The 18,992-nt window shown below is 71.9% G+C and carries 16 protein-coding genes; 8 read left to right on the top strand and 8 right to left on the bottom strand.

From position 1 onward, the window contains the following. Positions 1-85 precede the first annotated feature (85 nt). Complete coding sequence (locus tag B9O00_RS04945; protein WP_085121332.1) at positions 86-850, bottom strand: slipin family protein; 765 nt, start codon at positions 848-850, stop codon at positions 86-88. Between the two features lie 43 nt (positions 851-893). Continuing rightward, on the bottom strand, positions 894-2,309 hold the full coding sequence (locus B9O00_RS04940) for an NfeD family protein (protein WP_085121331.1): 1,416 nt from the start codon (positions 2,307-2,309) through the stop codon (positions 894-896). 176 nt (positions 2,310-2,485) lie between these two features. Between B9O00_RS04940 and B9O00_RS04935 the strand changes: the two genes are divergently transcribed. Then, positions 2,486-2,857: a hypothetical protein gene (locus B9O00_RS04935; protein WP_085121330.1), complete on the top strand. Its 372-nt coding sequence runs from the start codon at positions 2,486-2,488 to the stop codon at positions 2,855-2,857. A gap of 10 nt (positions 2,858-2,867) precedes the next feature. On the opposite strand, the gene B9O00_RS04930 is transcribed toward B9O00_RS04935, so the two are convergent. Then, entirely contained in the window at positions 2,868-4,658 is a 1,791-nt protein-coding gene (locus B9O00_RS04930; protein WP_085121329.1) for an O-linked N-acetylglucosamine transferase, SPINDLY family protein, read from the bottom strand. Positions 4,659-4,819: 161 nt separating this feature from the next. Between B9O00_RS04930 and B9O00_RS04925 the strand changes: the two genes are divergently transcribed. Both B9O00_RS04925 and B9O00_RS04920 read left to right on the top strand, forming a co-directional pair. Beyond that, entirely contained in the window at positions 4,820-5,983 is a 1,164-nt protein-coding gene (locus B9O00_RS04925; protein ID WP_085121328.1) for a cyclic nucleotide-gated ion channel, read from the top strand. An 82-nt stretch (positions 5,984-6,065) separates the two neighbouring features. Next, positions 6,066-7,229, top strand: a complete 1,164-nt coding sequence (locus B9O00_RS04920) for an aromatic ring-hydroxylating oxygenase subunit alpha (RefSeq protein WP_200808404.1) — start codon at positions 6,066-6,068, stop codon at positions 7,227-7,229. Positions 7,230-7,257: 28 nt separating this feature from the next. Here B9O00_RS04920 and B9O00_RS04915 read toward each other — a convergent pair whose 3' ends face one another. Both B9O00_RS04915 and B9O00_RS04910 read right to left on the bottom strand, forming a co-directional pair. Then, positions 7,258-8,808, bottom strand: a complete 1,551-nt coding sequence (locus B9O00_RS04915; protein WP_085121326.1) for an ABC transporter substrate-binding protein — start codon at positions 8,806-8,808, stop codon at positions 7,258-7,260. Between the two features lie 147 nt (positions 8,809-8,955). Then, positions 8,956-9,921, bottom strand: a complete 966-nt coding sequence (locus tag B9O00_RS04910) for an isopenicillin N synthase family dioxygenase (RefSeq protein WP_085121325.1) — start codon at positions 9,919-9,921, stop codon at positions 8,956-8,958. Between the two features lie 144 nt (positions 9,922-10,065). Here B9O00_RS04910 and B9O00_RS04905 point away from each other — a divergent pair, with 144 nt between their 5' ends. Next, complete coding sequence (locus B9O00_RS04905; protein ID WP_085121324.1) at positions 10,066-10,992, top strand: LysR substrate-binding domain-containing protein; 927 nt, start codon at positions 10,066-10,068, stop codon at positions 10,990-10,992. 29 nt (positions 10,993-11,021) lie between these two features. On the opposite strand, the gene B9O00_RS04900 is transcribed toward B9O00_RS04905, so the two are convergent. Together B9O00_RS04900 and B9O00_RS04895 are read right to left on the bottom strand one after the other, a co-directional pair. Further along, positions 11,022-11,987: an oxygenase MpaB family protein gene (locus B9O00_RS04900; protein ID WP_085121323.1), complete on the bottom strand. Its 966-nt coding sequence runs from the start codon at positions 11,985-11,987 to the stop codon at positions 11,022-11,024. Positions 11,988-12,141: 154 nt separating this feature from the next. Then, entirely contained in the window at positions 12,142-13,164 is a 1,023-nt protein-coding gene (locus B9O00_RS04895; protein WP_085121322.1) for a KpsF/GutQ family sugar-phosphate isomerase, read from the bottom strand. Positions 13,165-13,400: 236 nt separating this feature from the next. Here B9O00_RS04895 and B9O00_RS04890 point away from each other — a divergent pair, with 236 nt between their 5' ends. From B9O00_RS04890 to B9O00_RS04875, 4 genes are all read left to right on the top strand, one after another. Further along, complete coding sequence (locus B9O00_RS04890; protein ID WP_085121321.1) at positions 13,401-14,513, top strand: putative sugar O-methyltransferase; 1,113 nt, start codon at positions 13,401-13,403, stop codon at positions 14,511-14,513. After that, on the top strand, positions 14,510-15,481 hold the full coding sequence (locus B9O00_RS04885; RefSeq protein WP_085121320.1) for a glycosyltransferase family 2 protein: 972 nt from the start codon (positions 14,510-14,512) through the stop codon (positions 15,479-15,481). Before B9O00_RS04890 ends, B9O00_RS04885 begins: the two co-directional genes overlap by 4 nt. Further along, the gene (gene rfbC / locus B9O00_RS04880) at positions 15,471-16,025 is read left to right on the top strand and encodes a dTDP-4-dehydrorhamnose 3,5-epimerase (RefSeq protein ID WP_085121319.1); all 555 of its coding nucleotides are present in this window, start codon (positions 15,471-15,473) and stop codon (positions 16,023-16,025) included. The genes B9O00_RS04885 and rfbC overlap by 11 nt, the downstream gene beginning before the upstream one ends. A gap of 274 nt (positions 16,026-16,299) precedes the next feature. Continuing rightward, positions 16,300-17,373 (top strand): FkbM family methyltransferase, encoded by a 1,074-nt coding sequence (locus tag B9O00_RS04875; RefSeq protein WP_143596150.1) that lies wholly within the window; start codon positions 16,300-16,302, stop codon positions 17,371-17,373. 51 nt (positions 17,374-17,424) lie between these two features. Here the strand turns inward: B9O00_RS04875 and B9O00_RS04870 are convergent, their stop codons facing one another. Continuing rightward, positions 17,425-18,957 (bottom strand): PfkB family carbohydrate kinase, encoded by a 1,533-nt coding sequence (locus B9O00_RS04870; RefSeq protein WP_085121317.1) that lies wholly within the window; start codon positions 18,955-18,957, stop codon positions 17,425-17,427. Between the last annotated feature and the right edge of the window lie 35 nt (positions 18,958-18,992).

Raw genomic sequence — 18,992 nt, 5'->3', positions numbered from 1 at the left:
ACCATGGCCCCACCTCTCCCCGGCCCTCTCCCCCCCCTGAAGGGGCGGAGAGGGAGCGACAAGGGGGCGGAGAGGGAGCAGCTCCCTACGCCTTCGGCTTCCTCATCCCCGACAGCGCCTCCATCAGGCCGGTCGGCAGCGGCAGCACGATGGTGTTGGTGCGGTCACTGGCGATGTCGTGCAGGGCGCCGAGGTAGCGCAGCTGCATCGAGGCCGGGGCGCCGCCCATGATCTCGGCGGCCTCGACCAGCTTCTGGGCGGCCTGCTGCTCGCCCTCGGCATTGATGATCTTGGCGCGGCGCACGCGCTCGGCCTCGGCCTGCTTGGCGATGGCGCGGATCATCGATTCCGAGATGTCGACCTGCTTGATCTCGACGTTGGTCACCTTGATGCCCCAGGCGTCGGTCTGGGAGTCGAGGATCTCCTGGATGTCCCGGTTCAGCTTGTCGCGCTCGCCGAGCATCTCGTCGAGGCTGTGCTTGCCGAGCACCGAGCGCAGGGTGGTCTGGGCCAGCTGGCTGGTCGCCTGCATGAAGTTGGCGACCTGGATCACCGACTTGTCGGGGTCGACGACGCGGAAGTAGAGCACCGCGTTGACCTTGACCGAGACGTTGTCGCGCGAGATCACGTCCTGGCTCGGCACGTCGAGCACGATGACCCTGAGGTCGACCCGGACCATCTGCTGGATGTAGGGCAGCATCAGGATCAGGCCCGGCCCGCGCACCCCGGTGAAGCGGCCGAGGGTGAACATGACGCCGCGCTCGTACTCGCGGAACACGCGGATCGCCGAGGCCAGCAGGGCCAGCGCGAAGAACGCGATGACCAGATAGGCGATCATGGCTACAGGCATGGTCTCTCTCCCTTCCCGTGCGGCCCGCGCGCGGGCGCCTCGTTCATTCCGGCTCGACCCGGAGGGTCAGCCCGTCGCGTCCGACGACCCGCACGCCCTGGCCCGCGGCGAGCGGCGCGTCGGCGCGGGCCCGCCAGAGCTCGCCCAGGACCTGGACCTCGCCGGCGCCGTCCGACCAGTCCAGGACCTCGGCCCGGGCACCGACCAGGGCGGCCTCGCCGCCGCTGAGCGGCCGGCGGCGCGCCCGTACCAGCAGCGCCAGGACCAGCAGGAACAGGCCGGCGCTGGCCGCCGCGGCGCCGATCACCACGGGCAGCGCGAGCTGGTAGCCGGGCGTGTCGAAGGTCATCAGCGAGCCGAGCACGAAGGCGACCAGGCCGCCGATGCCGAGCGCGCCGAACGAGGGCACGAAGGCCTCGGCGACCATCAGGGCGAGGCCGAGCACGGTCAGGCCGAGGCCGGCGAGGTCGATCGGGATGATCGAGAGGGCCAGCAGGCCGAGCAGCAGGCTGATGCTGCCGATGACCCCGGGCGCGAAGATGCCGGGATGGGCGAACTCCAGCACCAGGCCGTAGGCGCCGACCAGCAGCAGCAGATAGGCGACGGTCGGATCGGTCAGCACCGACAGCAGCCGGGTGCGCCAGCCGGGCGCCACCGGCACGACCGCGGCACCGGCGAGCTGCAGGGTCCGCGTCTCGCCGGCGACCTCGACCTGGCGGCCGTCGAGCTGGCGGAGCAGCTGCGGCACGCTCGGCGCGACCAGGTTCACGACGTTCTGCTTCAGGGCCTCGTCGTAGGGCAGACTCGCGGCCTCGCGGATCGCGCGCTCGGCCCAGTCGGCGTTGCGGCCGTTGAGCCTGGCGAGGCCGCGGATATAGGCGACGGCGTCGTTGGTGACCTTGGTCATCTCGGCGTCGGCCGGACGGCCCGGCTTCTGCCCGGCCTGGGCGGGCTGGCCGTCCTCGGTCCCCGCGTCGCCGCGCCCGGGCGCGGCGGAGCCGCCGCCGCCCATCAGGTTGACCGGCGTCGCCGCACCCAGGTTGGTGCCGGGCGCCATGGCGGCGATCGGGCAGGCGTAGAGGATGAAGGTGCCGGCGCTGGCGGCGCGCGCGCCGCTCGGCGCGACGTAGCCGACGACCGGCACCGGCGAAGCCAGGATGGCGCGGACGATCTCGCGCATCGAGCTGTCGAGCCCGCCCGGCGTGTCGAGGCGCAGCACGACCACGGCAGCGCCCGCCTCGGCCGCCTCCTCGAGGCCGCGCACGACGTAGTCGGCGGTGACCGGCCCGACCGCGCCGTTCAGGTCCAGCAGGTAGGCCTGCGGTGGCGCAGCCCCCGCGGCGGGGGCCAGGAACAGCCAGAGCAGCAGGGCCAGCCCCGCCGCCCAGGCGGGCCTGCCACCGGGCGCGCGGCGAGGCCAGGCGGTCCCGCCGGGAAGAGAGGCTCCGCGATCTCGCATGTCTGGGCCTTCGGTGGCTCGGCGCGACACCCCCTGAATGTAGAGCCGCGGGACGGCGAATCCTATGGCCGGCGCTCGATCGAGCGCGCCGTGCCCGTTTCGGAGGGCGCCGCGGCTTCCTATCTGAAGACGGGAGGGCGCGTGCCCGCACCCGCCAAGACGGCCGGAGGTCGACGATGAGGAAATGCCTGCCGCTGCTCGCCCTGCTGCTGCTGCTCTCGGCCTGCGCGAGCGAGGCCAAGTACCAGAGCATGCTGGACGGCTGGGTCGGCGCCAGCGAGCACGACCTGATCCAGGCCTGGGGGCCGCCGGACAGCTCCTACCAGAACGACGAGGCCAAGTACCTGACCTGGAAGCGGCAGTACCAGAACTACATGCCCGGCACGCCGCCCAGCTACGTCACGCACTCGGTCGGCAACCAGGTCTACACGACGCCGATCGGCGGCTCGCCCGGCTACCTCTTCAGCAGCAGCTGCAAGACGACCTTCACCGTCATCGACGACAGGGTCACCGGCTGGCGGGTCGAGGGCAACGCCTGCCGGATGTGAACGGGCATCGTCAGGCCGCGGCGCCCGCGCACCAGCGCCGCCAGCGCTCCCGATAGGCGGCCTCCAGGGCGGCGACCAGGGGCCGGGCCTCGACGATCGGCGAGCGGCGCAGGCGATCGCGCAGGCCCTCCCGGAGCCGCGCCAGGCGCCCGGGCCCGGCGAGCAGGGCAGCGGCGCGGGTGCCAAAGCCGTCGGGATCCGCGACGACGAATTCCTCCAGCCCGACGCAATGCAGCAGGCTGGCCGAGGCACGGCCGCCCGGCCGGGCGCCGAGCGGGGTCAGGGTCGGCACGCCCATCCAGAGCGCCTCCGCGGTGGTCGCGCTGCCCGACTGCGGCGTGGTGTCGAGCAGCAGGTCGGCCTCGGCGATCGCCGCCAGATGCTCGGCCCGGCCGCTGGCGCCGCGCAGCTCGAGGCGCCCCGGGGCGACGCCGCGACCGGCCAGGGCGGCGGTCAGCCGCTCACGCTCGCCGGGCGAGTCGAGCTCGCCGGCCTTGACCAGGAAGCGTGCCGCCGGCACCGCGGCGAGCGCCGCCGCCCAGAGGTCGAGGGTGCGGCCGCAGACCTTCGACAGGCGGTTGAACGAGCCGAAGGTCGGCTGGCCCCGCGCCAGCAGCGGCAGCGGCGTCACCGGGGGCGCCCCCTCCGGCGGCTCGATCGCGAAGGGTGCGGGCAGCTCGATGACCTCCTCGACCGCGCCGTCCAGGCGCAGCCCCTCGGCCTGGACGGGACCGGCGAAGAAGCCGTCGACGGTCCGCAGGCCCGTGCTGCCGGCGCCGTAGCCGAAGCCCGAGAACTGCAGCGGCGCCGGCTTGATCGCCAGCAGCTCGAGCCGGCCGCCCAGCGAGTGCCCGGCGAGATCGACCAGGATGTCGATGCCGTCGGCGCGGATCTGCTGCGCCAGGCGCTCGTCGCTCCAGCCGGCGACGGCGCGGAAGCCCTCGGCGGCGACGGCGAAGCGCTCGGTCACCTCGTCGGCCCGCGGGTCGTTGAAGTAGCCGTGGACCTCGACCGCGTCGCGGTCGTGGCGCAGGAACAGCGGCAGCGCGACCGTGCCCGCGGCATGGCGCCGGAAGTCCGGCGACAGGTAGCCGACGCGCAGCCGCCGCTCCGGGTCCGGCGGGTTGGCGTGGGGCCGGCGCAGGGCGACGTGGCGTTCGATCAGCCGCTCGCCCCAGTCGAGCCGCGCCGCCCGCTGCGCCTCGGCCGTCGTGTCCGGGTCCAGGTCCATCGCGAAGACCAGGTTGCAGCGTGCGTCGCGGTAGTCGGGGGCCAGGACGATGGCCCGGCGGTAGGCCTCGATCGCCTCGCCGTGGCGGCCGACGCGGGCCAGCGCCACGCCCAGGTTGTTGTGCGCCGGCGCGAAGCCGGGCCTGAGCTCGACGGCACGGCGCAGCGCCCGGCAGGCGGCCTCGTAGTCGCCGAGGCTGCCGTACATGGCGCCGAGGTTGCTGTGCGCCTCGCCGTCCTCGGGCGCCCGCTCGATCAGTGCCGCGTAGACCCGCCGCGCCTCGGCGAAGCGGCGGCGCTGGGCCAGGGCATGGCCGAGATGGCGGTAGGCCTCCAGCAGGCCGGGATCCCGGCCGAGCGCCCGCACGAACAGGGCGATCGCCGGCTCCCAGGCGCCCTTGCGCGCGCCGATCTCGCCGAGCCGCATCAGCGCGCGGGCCCGGGTCGGATCCTCGGCGAGCAGGGCCCGGCAGGCCGCCTCGGCCTCGCCGAGCCGCCCCGCCGCCATCAGCGCCTCGACCCGCGCAAGATCGTCGGGCGCGGCGGTGGCAAGCGGCTGGGAGGTCGGCATGGCGGGCTCATGTCGGGACCGGAAGGCCCCGACCTTGCCGCCGCCGTGGTTAGCGCCGCGTTAAGCCTGCCGGCGTCGGGCCCGCCTGCCCTCTCCCGCGGCGGCGCGGCACGCACTACACTCTGCCGCGCGACTTCAGGGGCCGAGTCGGGGGAGACAGGGTGCGCCGGAAGATCCACGACCTGCTGGTCCACGACAGCCAGCCGCTCGGCCATGCCCTGACCAAGGGCGTGATCCTGCTGGCGGTCGCCGCGGCGGTCGGCGGCGCCATGGTCGCCAGCCTGCCGGAGACCGGGCCGCTGCTGGCGCTGCTCGACCGCCGGGTCGTCGAGGCGGCCTTCGCGCTCTTCGTCGTCGAGCTGCTGGTCCGTTTCTGGGTCGCGCCCGAGGCGGCAGCCGACAATCCGGCGGTGCGGCCCTGGCAGGCGCGCCTCGCCTATCTCGGCTCGCTCGGCGGCCTGATCGACCTGCTGGTCGCGCTGCCGGCCGTGGCCTCGCTGGTGCTGCCGGTCGCGGACGGCTGGTTCGAGATGGCGGCGGCGCTCTCGCTGCTCAAGCTGGCGCGCTACCTGCCGGCGCTCTCCCTGCTCGGCGCGGTGATCCGGCGCGAGGCGCGGCCGCTGTTCGCCGCCCTGCTGCTGCTCGGCGTGCTGCTGGTGATCGCCGCGACCGGGATGTACCTGCTGGAGCGCGGCGCGCAGCCGACGGTGTTCAGCTCGATCCCCCAGAGCCTCTGGTGGGCGATCGTCACCATGGCGACGGTCGGCTACGGCGACATGACGCCGGTCACCGCCCTCGGTCGCCTGGTCGGCGGCTTCACCATGCTGCTCGGCATCGCGATGTTCGCGGTGCCGGCCGGCATCCTGGCGACCGGCTTCGCCGAGGAGCTGAAGAAGCGCGACTTCGTGGTGACCTGGCACACCGTCGCGCGGGTGCCGCTGTTCGCCGGCCTCGACGCCGGGCGCATCGCCGCCGTCGCGCGCCTCCTCAAGCCGCGGGTCGTGCCGGCCAACCAGGTGATCGTGCGCAAGGGCGACCCGGCCGACGCGATGTTCTTCCTGATGGAGGGCGAGGTCGAGGTCGAGGTCGAGCCGCAGCCGGTGCGGCTCAAGGCCGGCGACTTCTTCGGCGAGATCGCGCTGCTGCGCGACCTGCACCGGACGGCGACCGTGACCGCGCTCCGCGACTGCCGCCTGCTCGCCCTCGAGGTGCCCGACTTCCGCGAGCTGACCCGCCAGATGCCCGACCTCAGGCGCGCCGTCGAGGCGGTCGCCGCGCAGCGCCAGCCGGGTGGCGCCGTGCCGGAGGGCGACGCCCCGCATTAGCCCGGGTAACCGATCGCGACGGCGATCTGAATTGTCCGGGGCGCCGGAGGCGGCCGATACTCGCGGCAGCGGAGGAGCGGCCTTGGACAGCAGAATCGACGCCTTGGACAGCGGCCGGAGCGGGATCGTCGCGCGGATCCGTGGCGAACTCGCTCGGCGCGCGGCCGCGCCGTCCGGGCAGGCGACCGCGATGATCGGCGACTACTACACCGCCCCGGAGTTCCTCGAGCTGGAGCGGACCGAGCTGTTTCCCAGGGACTGGGTCTGCCTCGGCCACGAGGGCGAGCTGCCCGGCCCCGGCGACTACCTGACGACCGAGCTCTGCGGCGAGCCTCTGCTGGTGGCGCGGAGCGCCGCAGGCGGGCTGAAGGTCTTCTCGAACGTCTGCCGGCATCGCGGCAACCTGGTCGCCGAGGGCAGCGGAACGGCGAAGTTCCTGTCCTGCGGCTATCACGGCTGGACCTACGCGACCGAGGACGGCGCCCTGGTCGGCGCGCCGCTGATGAAGGGCCGGCCGGGCTACGACCCCGCCTGCCTCGGCCTGCCGACCTTCCGCAGCGAGCTCTGGAACGGCTTCCTCTTCGTCAACCTGGACGGCCGCGCCGAGCCGCTGGCGCCGCGCCTGGCCGGGATGGACGCCCTGGTCGCGAACTACCGGATGACCGAGCGGCATCACCTGTTCAGCCGGGAGGAGCGCTGGGCGACCAACTGGAAGTGCCTGGCCGAGAACTTCCTGGAGGGCTACCACCTCAGCGTCACCCACCGCACGACGCTGCACCCGATCACGCCAACCCGGCTGTGCGAGAAGATCCCGGGGAGCGAGGCCTTCACCGGCTACAAGTCCCACTACGATCCGGCCTGGCCCGAGCGCGGCCCCTTCCCGCCCTCGCTCAGCGAGGCGGAGCGGCGCTACAGCCTGCTGCTCTGCGTCTTCCCCTCCTTCGTGCTGTCGGTGGCGCCGCACTTCACGCTCTACCTCTGCCTGCGCCCCACCGCGGTCGGCGAGGTCGCGCTGCGCTGGGGCCTCGTCGGCGTGCCGGACGACCCGGAAGCCCCGGTCGTGCGCGACTACCTGGCGCTCTGCGAGGCCTTCAACGCCGAGGACCGGGCCAAGCTGGAGACGCTCTACCGGGGCCTCGGCAGCCGGACCTACCGGCCCGGCCCCCTGGCCGCCGACGACTACGAGGGCACGGTGCTGGACTGCTACCGCTACATGGCCGCCCGGCTCGGCCGCGCAGCCGGCTAGAAGCAGATCCCAGGGGGCAACTCAGCGCTCAGGCGAACCACCAGCGCTCGGCGGCGCGGGCGCCGTCGAGATCCCAGTCGGAGCCGCGCTCGCCCATGCCGACCTTGGCCGAGGCGCCGTCGACGAAGTTCGCGAAGACCGGGGCGACCAAGCCGCCGCGGTCGTGCACGATGCTCTGCAGCTCGCCGTAGATCTCGCGCCGCTTCTGCGCGTCGAGCTCCTGGCGCCCGAGGCGCAGCAGCTCGTCGAGCCGGTCGTCGGACATGTGCGTCTCGTTCCAGCCGGTCTTCAGCGCCTCCTTCGAGTAGGCCGTGGTGAACATGATGTTCTCCGAGGGGCGGCCGCTCCAGCGCGTCGCGAAGAAGGGCTTCACAGCCCAGACGTTGCTCCAGTAGCCGTCCTGCGGCTCCCGGACCAGCTGCAGGGCGATGCCGGCCTTCTTGGCGTGCTCCAGGTAGAGCTGGGCGGTGTCGACGGCGCCGGCGAAGGGCGTGTCGGAGACGTGGACCGCGATCGGGCCGCCGTCGTAGCCCGACTTCTTGAAGTGGAAGCGCGCCTTGTCGGGGTCGTAGGAGCGCTTCTCGGTCGAGGGATCGAACAGGGGATAGGCGCCGTTGATCGGCTGGTCGTTGCCCAGGGCGCCGTAGCCCAGCACGACCGTCTTCAGGATCGCCTCGCGGTCGATCGCGTACTTGAGGGCCAGGCGCATGTCCAGGGAGTCGAAGGGCGGCGTGTCCATGCGCATGGCGAAGCCGTAGTGCGACTTGCTGGGCGTCGACAGCACCTGCACCGAGCCCTGGCTGGCGAGCCGGCCGGCGAGCTTCAGGTCGACCGAGTTGATCGCGTCGACGTCGCCGGTGGTCAGCGCCGTGATCCGCGCGTTGGCGTCGCTCATGCCGATCATCTCGACGCTGTCGAAATGGGCACGCCCCTCCTTCCAGTAGTTCGGGTTGCGCTTCACCAGCGAGCGCTGGCCCGGCTCGAAGTTCTCCAGGATGTAGCCGCCGGTGCCGATGCCCTTGGAGAAGTCCTTCTCGCCGTCCGGCACCATGTTGAGGTCGTTCGAGCCGAGCACCGGCGGGAAGTCGACGTTGGGTTCGGACAGCTCGACCCTGAGCTCGTACCTGCCGACCGCCTTGAGCTCGCTGATCGAGGCGAGCAGCGGCTTGGACGAGGAGGTCGTGTCCGGCGCCCGGTGCAGGTTCAGCGAGTAGACGGCGTCGGCGGCGGTGAAGGGCCGGCCGTCGTGGAACTCGACGCCCTGGCGCAGCTTGATCGTCCAGGTCCTGGCGTCGGTGGAGGGCTCCCAGGACAGCGCCAGCTCCGGCACCAGCACGCCGCCGGGCCCGACCTCGATCAGGTTGTTGCGCAGCTGCCACCAGAGATTCATCTGCATCTTGGTGTCGTAGAGCGTCGGGTCCAGCGAATCGCTGGTCGAGAAGTCGGCGATGCCGATCCGGAAGTGGCCGCCCTGCTTCGGCGTCGCGGCGCGGAGGCGCGACGGCAGGGCCGCGCCCAGCCCCAGGGCCGCGCCGGCGACCAGGACCTGCCGGCGGTTCATCTCGAATTTCCGGTTCATCTGCCTCTCCCCCTGATGCTGCCGGCCGGCGCCGCGACCTTCACAGCCCGAAGCAGGCAGCTTCGCGCGCCAGCCGGCTCGGGGAAAATGCAGAAACGTCGCGCGTCTGCTAAGGACGGCTAAAGAGTTCCGCCTCGCGCGCGCCGCTCAGGCCTCGGCCTTCTTCGCGCCGTAGCCGAAGGAGCGCTGGATCCGGCCCATGATGTGATCGCCGGCGGTGGTCGGCTCGAACAGCGGCGCCTCGTCTGTCCAGAGCTCGGCCGGGTCGATGAGCGCCGTGTAGTCCGGGTCGAAGAAGGTGGCGATCGACAGGCGCTCGTGGCCGCTGCGGTTGATCACGCGATGCTTGGTCGAGACGAAATGCCGGTTGCTCCAGCGCTCCAGCAGGTCGCCGACGTTGATCACCAGCGCGCCCTCCAGCGGCGGCCCGGCGACCCAGTCGCCGGTCAGGTTCTGGACCTCGAGGCCGCCGCTCGAGTCCTGGTAGAGCAGCGTGATGCAGCCGAAGTCGGAATGCGGCGCGACGCCGAAGCGATCCGGGCCCTCCGCCGCGGTCAGCCGGGGGTAGTAGACGACCTGGGTCCGCTGCAGAGGCTTGGCGTAGCGCGAGTCGAAGAAGTCGCCGGGCCGGCCGAGGCTGACCGCGACGCCGCGCAGCAGGACCCGGCCGACCTCGCCGATCGCATCGTAGTAGCGCGACATCGCCGGGCGGAAGGCCGCCGGCCGCTCCGGCCAGAGGTTGGAGCCGCGCAGGGGCTGGCCCGCCAGCACGTCGGGATCGTCGGCCGGCAGCTCGAGCCCGACCTGGAAGAACTCCTTGAAGTCCGGCAGCTCGGCGCCGTCCATCAGGGCCTTGCCGAGCGCGTTGTAGCCGCGGTGGCTGGCCCCTGCGGCGACCTTCCGCTTCTCCTCCAGCGGCAGGTGGAAGAACTCCCGGGAGCTCTCCATCGCCGCCTCGATGACCGCCGGCTCGATGCCGTGGTTGACGATGTAGAAGAAGCCGACGTCGGTGCAGGCCGCGCGGATCTGCTCGGCGACTTGGCCGATGGCCGCCTCGCTGCCCCGGGCGAGCCCTTCGATGTCGATGACGGGGATGCTGGTGAAGGGCGACATCCTGGACCTCGTCGTTGCGGCTGCGTCTCGGGTCGGGGCCCGACGTCGCGACCTTACGGGTGCCGCCCCGACGGGAAAACGCAGACCTCGACAGCCTCACTTTAGGCCGCCTAATGTTTTTCCGGACCGCCGAGGAGCCATCCGATGCGCCTGCCGCCCTTGCGGACCCTGCTGTTCTTCGAAGCGGTCGGACGGCACGAGAGCCTGGCCCGGGCCGCCACGGAGCTCGGCGTGTCGCCCGGCGCGGTCAGCCAGCAACTGCGCAGCCTGCAGGAAGAGCTCAAGGTCAGGCTGGTCGAGAAGGCCGGGCGCGGCATCCGCCTGACGCCGGTCGGGCGGGACTACTTCGCCGCGCTGAACCGCGGCTTCGGCGCCTTCCAGGAGGCCCAGCGCATCGTCCAGTCGCACCGCGCCTCCGCCGACCTCACGGTCAGCGCGGTCCCCTCGATCGTCAGCAACTGGCTGGTCGAGCGGCTGCACCGCTGGCAGATGAGCGACCCCGACGCCAAGATCCGCATCGAAAGCGCCCACGACGAGCCCGACATCGTCGCCTCGAACATCGACTTCCGCATCACCTACGGCGAGCAGAGCCAGGTGCACGCCGCCCGGCGCGAGATGTTCCGCGACAGGGTCCGGCCGGTCTGCAGCCCGAAGCTCGTCGATCCGCAGGAGCGGCTGGAGCCGGCCGACCTGCTGGCGCTGCCCCTGATCCACATCTTCTGGAAGCCGCAGTTCGGTGAGGCGCCGTCCTGGGAGCAGTGGTTCGAGTCGGTCGGCGCGCCCTACCGGGACGGACGCGGTCCGAGCCTGAGCTTCTCGCTCAACGCCCTGGCGATCGACGCCGCCGCCAACGGCCGCGGGGTCGTGCTGGGCCAGCAGACCCTGATCTCGAACCACCTGGTCAACGGCCGGCTGTTCGTAGCGCTCGACCGGCCGATGCCGCTCGGTGCGCCCTACTACGTCTGCTACGCCAGCCGCGCCACCGACAAGCCGGCGGCGGCCCGCTTCCTCGACTGGCTGATGGCGGAGGCGGCGCGCGACCGCGCCGCGCTCGGCCAGGCGCGCGCGTGACGCCCGCGGACGGCCCCTTCGGGGTCCGGCTAGCCGCGCAGCAGATAGTCGTCGGGCAGGCCGAGGCGGCGGCAGGCCTGGACCGCAGGGTGGCCGCGCAGCAGCACCCGGTCGGCGAGCCGGGCCGAGAGGCGCACCAGGCCGCGCTGCCAGAAGGCCAGGCCGTAGCGCGGGCCGAGTCCCAGGGTCCGGCGCATCGGCGCCGGCACCAGCTCAACGGCGGCGCGGATCAGCAGCGGCTGCAGCGGGCGCAGGCCGCGCGGCAGCACCGGCGTGCGCCCGATGATGTCGAGGAACTCGAAGACGATCGGCGAGCCCTCCAGGCCATCGGCCATGCGCCGGAACAGGATCTCGCGCTCGGCCTCGCTGCGCGGCGCACCGGTCGCGCCGAACAGCCGGGCGGCGACGGACGCCTCGGCATAGGCACGGTCGCGCGCCTCGTCGGACAGCCGCCGCACGTAGCGGTCGTAGGCCTGGATGAAGCCGTAGGAGGCGGTCGCCTGGACCCAGTCGAGCAGCTCGGGCTCGCTGGCCCGGTAGACCCGGCCCGACGGCGTCTTGCCGCGCACCCGCTCGTGCAGCCGGCGCACCCCGGCGATCATCGCCTCCGCCTTGCTGTGCGGCCCGTAGACCGTGACCATCGCGGCGAGGCCCGTGCGCTGCAGCCGGCCGAGCGGATCGGCGCGGAAGCTGCTGTGGTCCCAGACGCCGGAGCGTACCCGCGGCTCGGCGAGCTCCAGCAGCACCGCCGCGACGCCGCCGATCATCAGGGACACCGGATTGCGGAAGACCTGCCAGGACACCGACTCCGGCCGGGTCAGGGCCGGCTCGTCGACCGGCTCCGTGAAGTCGACCGGGGGCTCGCCGCCCGGCTGCAGCAGCGTGGCCACACAGCGCTCCAGGCGCTCCTGGATCGGCGGCGGCAGCACCAGCGGCGACGCGCCGCGGTGCCACGCGACGATCCGGCCTCCCGCGATCTGCTCGCTGACAACCATTCGAACCTCGTTGCTGGTTCCGCGGCCCGGCAACCCTGCCGGACCGCTACCAAGCTACAAGATGGCGGATGATTGTGGCCGGGTCGTGCCGAAGAGCGGGCAAGCTTGCCGTCAAGGTGCGCCAGCCCCTGCCGGCGGGGCCGCGGAGCGGGGGTCAGTAGACGCCGGCGCGCAGGCAGTCGTGCAGGTGCAGGAAGCCGACCGGCCGGCCGTCCTCGACGATGAACAGCGCGTTGATCTTCGGCTTGGAGGCGTTCATCACCTTGAGCGCCTCGGCGGCCAGGGCCGTCGCCTCGATGGTCTTGGGATCGGGGGTCATGACCGCCTCGACCGGCTGGGCCAGCAGGTCGCCGCTCATGTGGCGCCGCAGGTCGCCGTCGGTGACGATGCCGACCAGACGGCCCTCGGCATCGGTCACGCCGACGCAGCCGAAGCCGCCCTCCGACATGCGGATCAGCGCCTGGCCCATGGCCGAGCCGGTCGCGATCACGGGCACCGCTGCGCCGTGGTGCATGATGTCGCCGACGCGCAGCAGCACGTTGCCGAGGCGGCCGCCCGGGTGGCGGTCGCGGAAGTCGTCGCGGGTGAAGCCCTTGAGGCCGAGCAGCGCCACGGCCAGGGCGTCGCCGATCACCATGGTCAGGGTCGTCGAGGTGGTCGGCGCGAGCCCCAGGGGGCAGGCCTCGTCGACCGCGGGCAGCACCAGGGCGGCGTCGGCCTGGCGCGCCAGGGTGCTGTCGCTGCGCGAGGAGATCGCGATCAGCGGGATGCCGTAGCGCCGGGAATAGACCAGCAGGTCGGAGAGCTCGCTGGTCTCGCCCGAGTTCGAGATCGCCAGCAGGACGTTGCTCTCGGTGATCATGCCGAGGTCGCCGTGGCTGGCCTCGCCGGGATGGACGAAGAAGGACGGCGTGCCGGTCGAGGCAAAGGTCGCGGCGATCTTGCGGCCGACGTGGCCCGACTTGCCCATGCCGGTCACGATGACGTGTCCCGGCGCAGCGGCGATGATCCGCACCGCCTCGACGAAGCTGTCGCCCAGCACCGTCGACAGGGCTCCGAGACCGTCGCGCTGAGTCGCCACGACCTGGCGGGCGGTCTCCAGGATCGCGGCCGGATCGAGCCCGGGAACGGCGGAAGCGACGCCGAATCGGTCGGCGGCGAGAATCGGCTTGTTCATGACGGCAGGAGGCTACCCGAGACGGCTTCCGGTGGGAAGCGCGGCCTATAGTCGACGGCGGCGCTGCCGGCAAGCGCGACGGCGTCGCGGCCGGAACCGCCACGCACGATTGACAGCTCCCGCCCGCATCGCAAGTATCGCGGCGCTTTCCGCCCGGCCGACCTTCCCGACAGGCCCGCCCGACCGGCCGCTTCGACCGGCCCTCTCCGACTGGCCCTCTCCGACTGGCCCTTGCCATGACCGCCCCCGAGCAGCCCGACGGTCTCCAGGACCGAGATCTCCAGCGCCGCTTCCAGCGCGTCCGCGATGCCGTCCAAGCGATGTCGGCGCTGCCCGCCGGCGGCGTGGCGGCGCAGGCGACGGGCTACTGGCGGACCGCGCTCGACGACAGCCGCTACCTGCTGGATGCCGGGCCGGCGGTCGTCGAGCGGCTGCGCCGGCACTGCGGCTTCGTCACCGGCGTGCAGTCCTACGACTACCGGCCCGACGGCCCGCCCGAGCGCGCGGCCGCGATCGCCGAGAAGCTGGCGGTGCTGCGCGGACTCGACGTTTCGGACCTCTTCGTGCCGGAGGCGCGCGAACTCGGCGGCTTCGGCGTCGAGATCGACGGCGCGCTCGTCAACCTCGACACGCTGCGCTTCTACGAGAGCCTGCTGGCCATGGACCGGGGCGGCGCCCTGGTGCCGCTGCGCCGCGGCGAGCGGCGCCCGGTCGTCATGGAGATCGGTCCGGGCTGGGGCGGCCTCGCCGGCGCCCTGAAGCGGCTGTTCCCGGACAGCACCCTGGTGCTGGTCGACCTGCCGCAGCTGTTCCTGCTGTCGGCGACCTACCTGACGACGCTGTTCCCGGACGCCAAGGTCGCCTTCGCGACCGGCCCGGAGGCCCTGCCCGCCGGCAGCTGGGCCGAGCACGACTTCGTCTTCCTGCCCGCCGCCCTGGCCGGGACGCTGCGGCCCGACCACCTCGACCTCGCGATCAACACCCTGTCGTTCCAGGACATGACCGCCGAGCAGGTGAGCGGCTGGATCGCGACGCTGGCGGCGCTCGACTGCCCGCAGCTCTACAGCCTGAACCGCCGCGCGCCGGCCGATCCCGACGCCGGCGCCGGCGTCGGCGACCTGCACCCGCTGTTCGAGCAGGCCTACTGGGTCAACGAGGTCGCCCTGCTCGACGGCCCCTTCACCGACCTCGGGGCGCGCGCCTTCAAGGACAAGGCCGGCGAGCAGCTGGGCGGCGCCGCCCCGGTCGACAGCAGCAGGCCGGGGCAGAAGGCCGTCTCCGGCGGCGGCCCGCAGGACGGATCCGGCTACCGGCACGTCGTCGCCTGGAAGAAGTACCGGCGGTCATGACCTTCGCGCCGCGCGCCGCCTTCGGGATTCCGGTCTACAACCACGCCCACCAGCTGCGGCGCACCCTGGAATCGATTCTCAGCCAGTCCTTCGGCGACCTGGGCATCCTCGTCGTCGACGACTGCTCGACCGACGAGACGCCGCAGATCCTGGCCGAGTACGCCGCACTCGACCCGCGGCTCAAGGTGGTGCGCAACGAGCGGCAGCACGGCTACACGCGCAACGCCATGAAGACCTGGCGCCTGGCACGCGAGAGCTTCCCCTCGATCGAATACTTCGCCTGGGGCAGCGATCACGACCTCTGGCACCCGGACTGGCTGCGCCTGCTCGTCGCCGCGCTCGACGCGGCGCCCGAGGCCCCGATCGCCTGGAGCTGGTACCATCGCATCGGCGCCGAGGGCGAGATGATCATGTCGCGCCGCGAGATGCTCGGCCGCGGCGGCAGTGCCGACCGGACCGCCCGGGTCCGCTACGTCGGCTCCGGGGCGGCGGCCGGCAGCTGCATCTATTCCCTGATCCGCGTCCCGGCGCTGGAGCGCACCTCGGGCCTGCGCCTGGTGCTGGTGCCGGACCGCCTGCTGCTCGCCGAGCTGGCCGCGCTCGGTCCCTTCGTCGAGGTGCCCGAGTACCTCTGGCACCGCCGCTATGCCGGTCTTGCGAGCGGCGCCCGCCAGAGGCGCAGCAGCTTTCCGGGCGGTGCGCCGCTCTATACCCACCTGCCGGTCTGGGCCCAGCACCTGGCCGTGCTGGCCCAGGACTGGCTGCTGCGCGGTCTCGGCCCGCCCGAGCTGTCCTGGCCCGGGCGGCTGCGCCTGCTCGCGCTCTATACCCTGGACAACGCCTCGATCGACCGCCGGCGGCGCGACAACCGGGCGGCAATGAAACGGCGCAAGCAGGAAGCCCGAGACCGGGAACGGGCCGCCAGGAAGAAGACCAAAGCCAAGGAGCCGACCCGCGATGCAGCTTGAGAAGACCGCGCTGCCCGAGGTGCTGATGATCCGTCCCAAGGTCTTCGGCGACGACCGCGGGTTCTTCCTGGAGCGCTGGAACCGGGAAGCCTGGCGCGAGGCCGGGCTGGAGCTCGACTTCGTGCAGCTCAACCATTCCAGCTCGGTGCGCGGCACGGTCCGCGGCCTGCATTTCCAGGAGCCGCGCGCCCAGGGCAAGCTGGTCTTCGCCCTCAAGGGCACGCTGCTCGACATCGCCGTCGACGTCCGCCGCGGCTCGCCGACCTTCGGCCGCCACGTCGCCGTCGAGCTCGACGCGGCCGAGCGCAACCAGCTGTGGATTCCGCCCGGCTTCGCTCACGGCTTCGCCACGCTGAGCGACGAGACCGAGATCATCTATGCGGTGACCGGCAGCGTCTATGCGCCGGACTGCGACCGGGCAATACGCTGGGACGACCCGGCGATCGGCATCGACTGGCCGGTCCGCGAGCCGATCCTCTCGGCCAAGGACCGCGCCGCCCCCTTGCTGAAGGACGCCCCGGCGCTGCCAGGCTATCCGGCATGAGGACGCGGCGGGGCGAGCGAGCCGGTCCCCTGCGATCGCACCAGGTCAGCGGAGTCCGTCGGACGGCCAGCTGCCTGATCGAGGAAAAGTCCGGCCCGCTGCCCCGAGCTCTCGACGCCCCGAAGCGGAAGAACCGACGATCATGCGTACTCTGTCGATGACTCTGACGTGAAAGAGCATTAATTGAGTGCGGGCGGCGATGGCATGACGAGCATGCCACCCGGCCACCGACCGGCATCAAGACTGGCGAGCTTCCAAGGACACGGAAGGGACCGTGGATATCAAAGACCTGACAGAGACGGGCGACAGCCGGCACGCCCAGGAACTGGACCGACGGACCTTGGACGAGCGCCTCGAGGTGTTCGCCCCCTGGGTGGCGCAGCAGCCCGAGCTGGTCCATGAGCTCAAGCGCCTCTTCAAGAGAGGCCGCGACGCCCTGGCCAGGCGCGACCTCGACGCCCTGCACTTCCTGATCAAGAAGCAACTCGGCGCCCTCACCGACCTGACGGCGATGACGCAGCGGACCATGCTCGAGACGGTCCGGAAGGATCCCGACAATCCGAGTTCCCGGCGGCTGCTGCGCCTCGTCAGCCGCTTCTACGAGGAGATCGCCTGGCCGACGATCCCCCTGGAGTACCGCGACAACGCGCTGCAGATCTACGCCCGCTCCAAGGCGGAGTTCACCCGCTGGCGGGTCGTCGAGAAGGAGCCCTGGACGGTCGAGTGGATCGAGCGCGAGTTCGCGGCCGGCGGCGTGCTCTACGACATCGGGGCCAACGTCGGGGCCTATTCCCTGGTTGCCGGCGCCGTCTCGGGCGACAAGGGCCGGATCTTCGCCTTCGAGCCGGCTTACCGCACCTACGCTGCGCTCATCGACAACGTCGCGCTCAACCGCATGCAGGGGCGGATCACCGCCCTGCCGCTGGCCCTGTCGGACCGGGTGACGATGAGCGACATGCGCTATCGCTCGAACGAGTCGGGCGCCGGCATGCACGGCATCGGCGACGAGCCGGTCGAGGGCATGAAGGACTTCGACGCCACCCTCGTCTACCCGATCCTGCTCTACACCCTGGACCGCGCGGTCGAGGACTTCGGCCTGCCGGCTCCCAACTACGTGAAGATCGACGTCGACGGCCACGAGTGCGCCCTTCTTGAGGGCGCGCGGCGCACGCTCGGCGGGCCGGCGATCCGTTCCGTCCTGGTCGAATGCTCGGGCGAGGAGCGCCGCGACCAGGTCCGCCGCCTGCTCGGCGAGGAGCTCGGGCTGGCCGAGGCCGGCGAGTGGTCGAGCACCCCGGAGCTCGGCGAAGAGGGCCGGGTCAGCTACCTGCTGTTCGAGCGTCGCTGAGGCGGCGGCGCAGCGAGCGGCGCCGCACGCCCGGGCCCTCGAGCGGCCTGCCTATTTCAGCAGCGCGGTGATGAACTTCACCACCTCGGCCTTGCCGATCGAGCGGCGGTGGCCGACGATCCCGACCTTGATGCCGCCGACCGCGTTGCCCATGAAGCCGGCGTACTCCAGCGGCACACCGAGGCTGGCGACCGGGCTGGCGACCGACAGGAAGGCGTCGCCGGCGCCGACGGTATCGACGACCTCGGTGACGAAGGCCGGCACGTGGGACAGCCGCTGCTCGGCCGGCTCGTAGGTGTAGCAGCCGTTGGCGCCGTTGGTGACGATGAAGCGGCCGCAGTCGATCAGCCCGGTCAGCCGCTCGCGGATTACCTGCTCCAGCGGCGCGTAGCGCTCGCGGGTCGCCAGGCGCGCCTCCGGCGCATCGATGCAGACCAGGTCGGCCCGGCGATAGTTGTTGATCAGGTTGTAGCCGATGTTGGCGCTGTTGGTCTGGGTGTTGACCGCCAGGAAGCGCGCGCCCTCCTCCAGCACCCGCCGGGTCGAGTCGGCGATCAGGCCGTGGCCGAAATCGGTGACGACGACCACGTCGTAGTCGGCGATCTGCTCCTTCAGCAGCCCGTCGAAGGCCGCCTGCTCGGCCGACGGCAGCGGCGTGTCGTCCATGTAGTAGACCTCGAACAGCTTGCGCGTGTAGTTCGGGTCGACATAGCGGCACTTGCGGGTCGTCGGCGCGTCGGCGCGACGGGTCAGCTGCAGGTTGATGTTCGGCCGCAGGCTCTCGCGGATCACCGTCTCGTACGATCGCTGGTCGCCGAGCATGGTCAGGACGTCCACGGAGCCGCACATCTCGGCCATGTTGTTGGCGGCCGCGACGACGCCGCCGGCGAAGCACTCGTCGCCCTGGTAGAGGGTCGCGATGATGTTGTCCTTGGCCGACTTGCCCATCGGCCGGACGTAGGCGTACTCGTCGACGATCATGTCGCCGACGAACAGCACCTTGAGCTTGCCGATCGCCTCGACGACCCCGGACAGCTCGGTCATCAGCCCGCGCTCGCGCGCCGTCCTCAGGTAGACGTTGAGCGCCGGCGAGTAGACATCGAAGGCCGAGTTGATCAGGCTCGACGAGCTGAAGGTCAGGTCGTGGGTGAACTCGATGCGGCCGCCGAAGCGCTCGACCGTCGCCTTTTCGACGACGATCTGGCCGGTGACGTCGTCCTTCGGGTCGACGTACTCGCCGCCTTTCGCGAAGACCGTCGGCTTGACCGCCTCGATCGCCGGCACGGCGTTGCCGTTGTTGTTGACCGCGACGTAGGAGACGACGTCGAGGGCCGCCAGCATCTCGCAGCGCAGGTCGTTGTTGAAGATCGGCCGGCCCGGACCCTTGTTGACGAAGCGGTCGGCAGTGATCGTCACCACCAGCATGGTGCCGTGGCGCCGCGCCGCCTCCAGGTGGCGCAGGTGGCCGACATGCAGGACGTCGAACACGCCGTGGCACTGGACCACCGCCTCGCCGCGCGCGCGGGCCTCCTGGGAAAGCCTGGAGAGGGTCTCCAGGGAAACGATCTTGCTGGAAATCGCCATGCTGACGCGTCGCGCTCCGCTGCTGTCGAAGGGAT

Origin of the sequence: Tistlia consotensis USBA 355, from assembly GCF_900177295.1 — a bacterium.
GTDB classification, from domain to species: Bacteria; Pseudomonadota; Alphaproteobacteria; order Kiloniellales; family DSM-21159; genus Tistlia; species Tistlia consotensis.
This window is presented reverse-complemented; position numbering and strand designations above follow the sequence as displayed.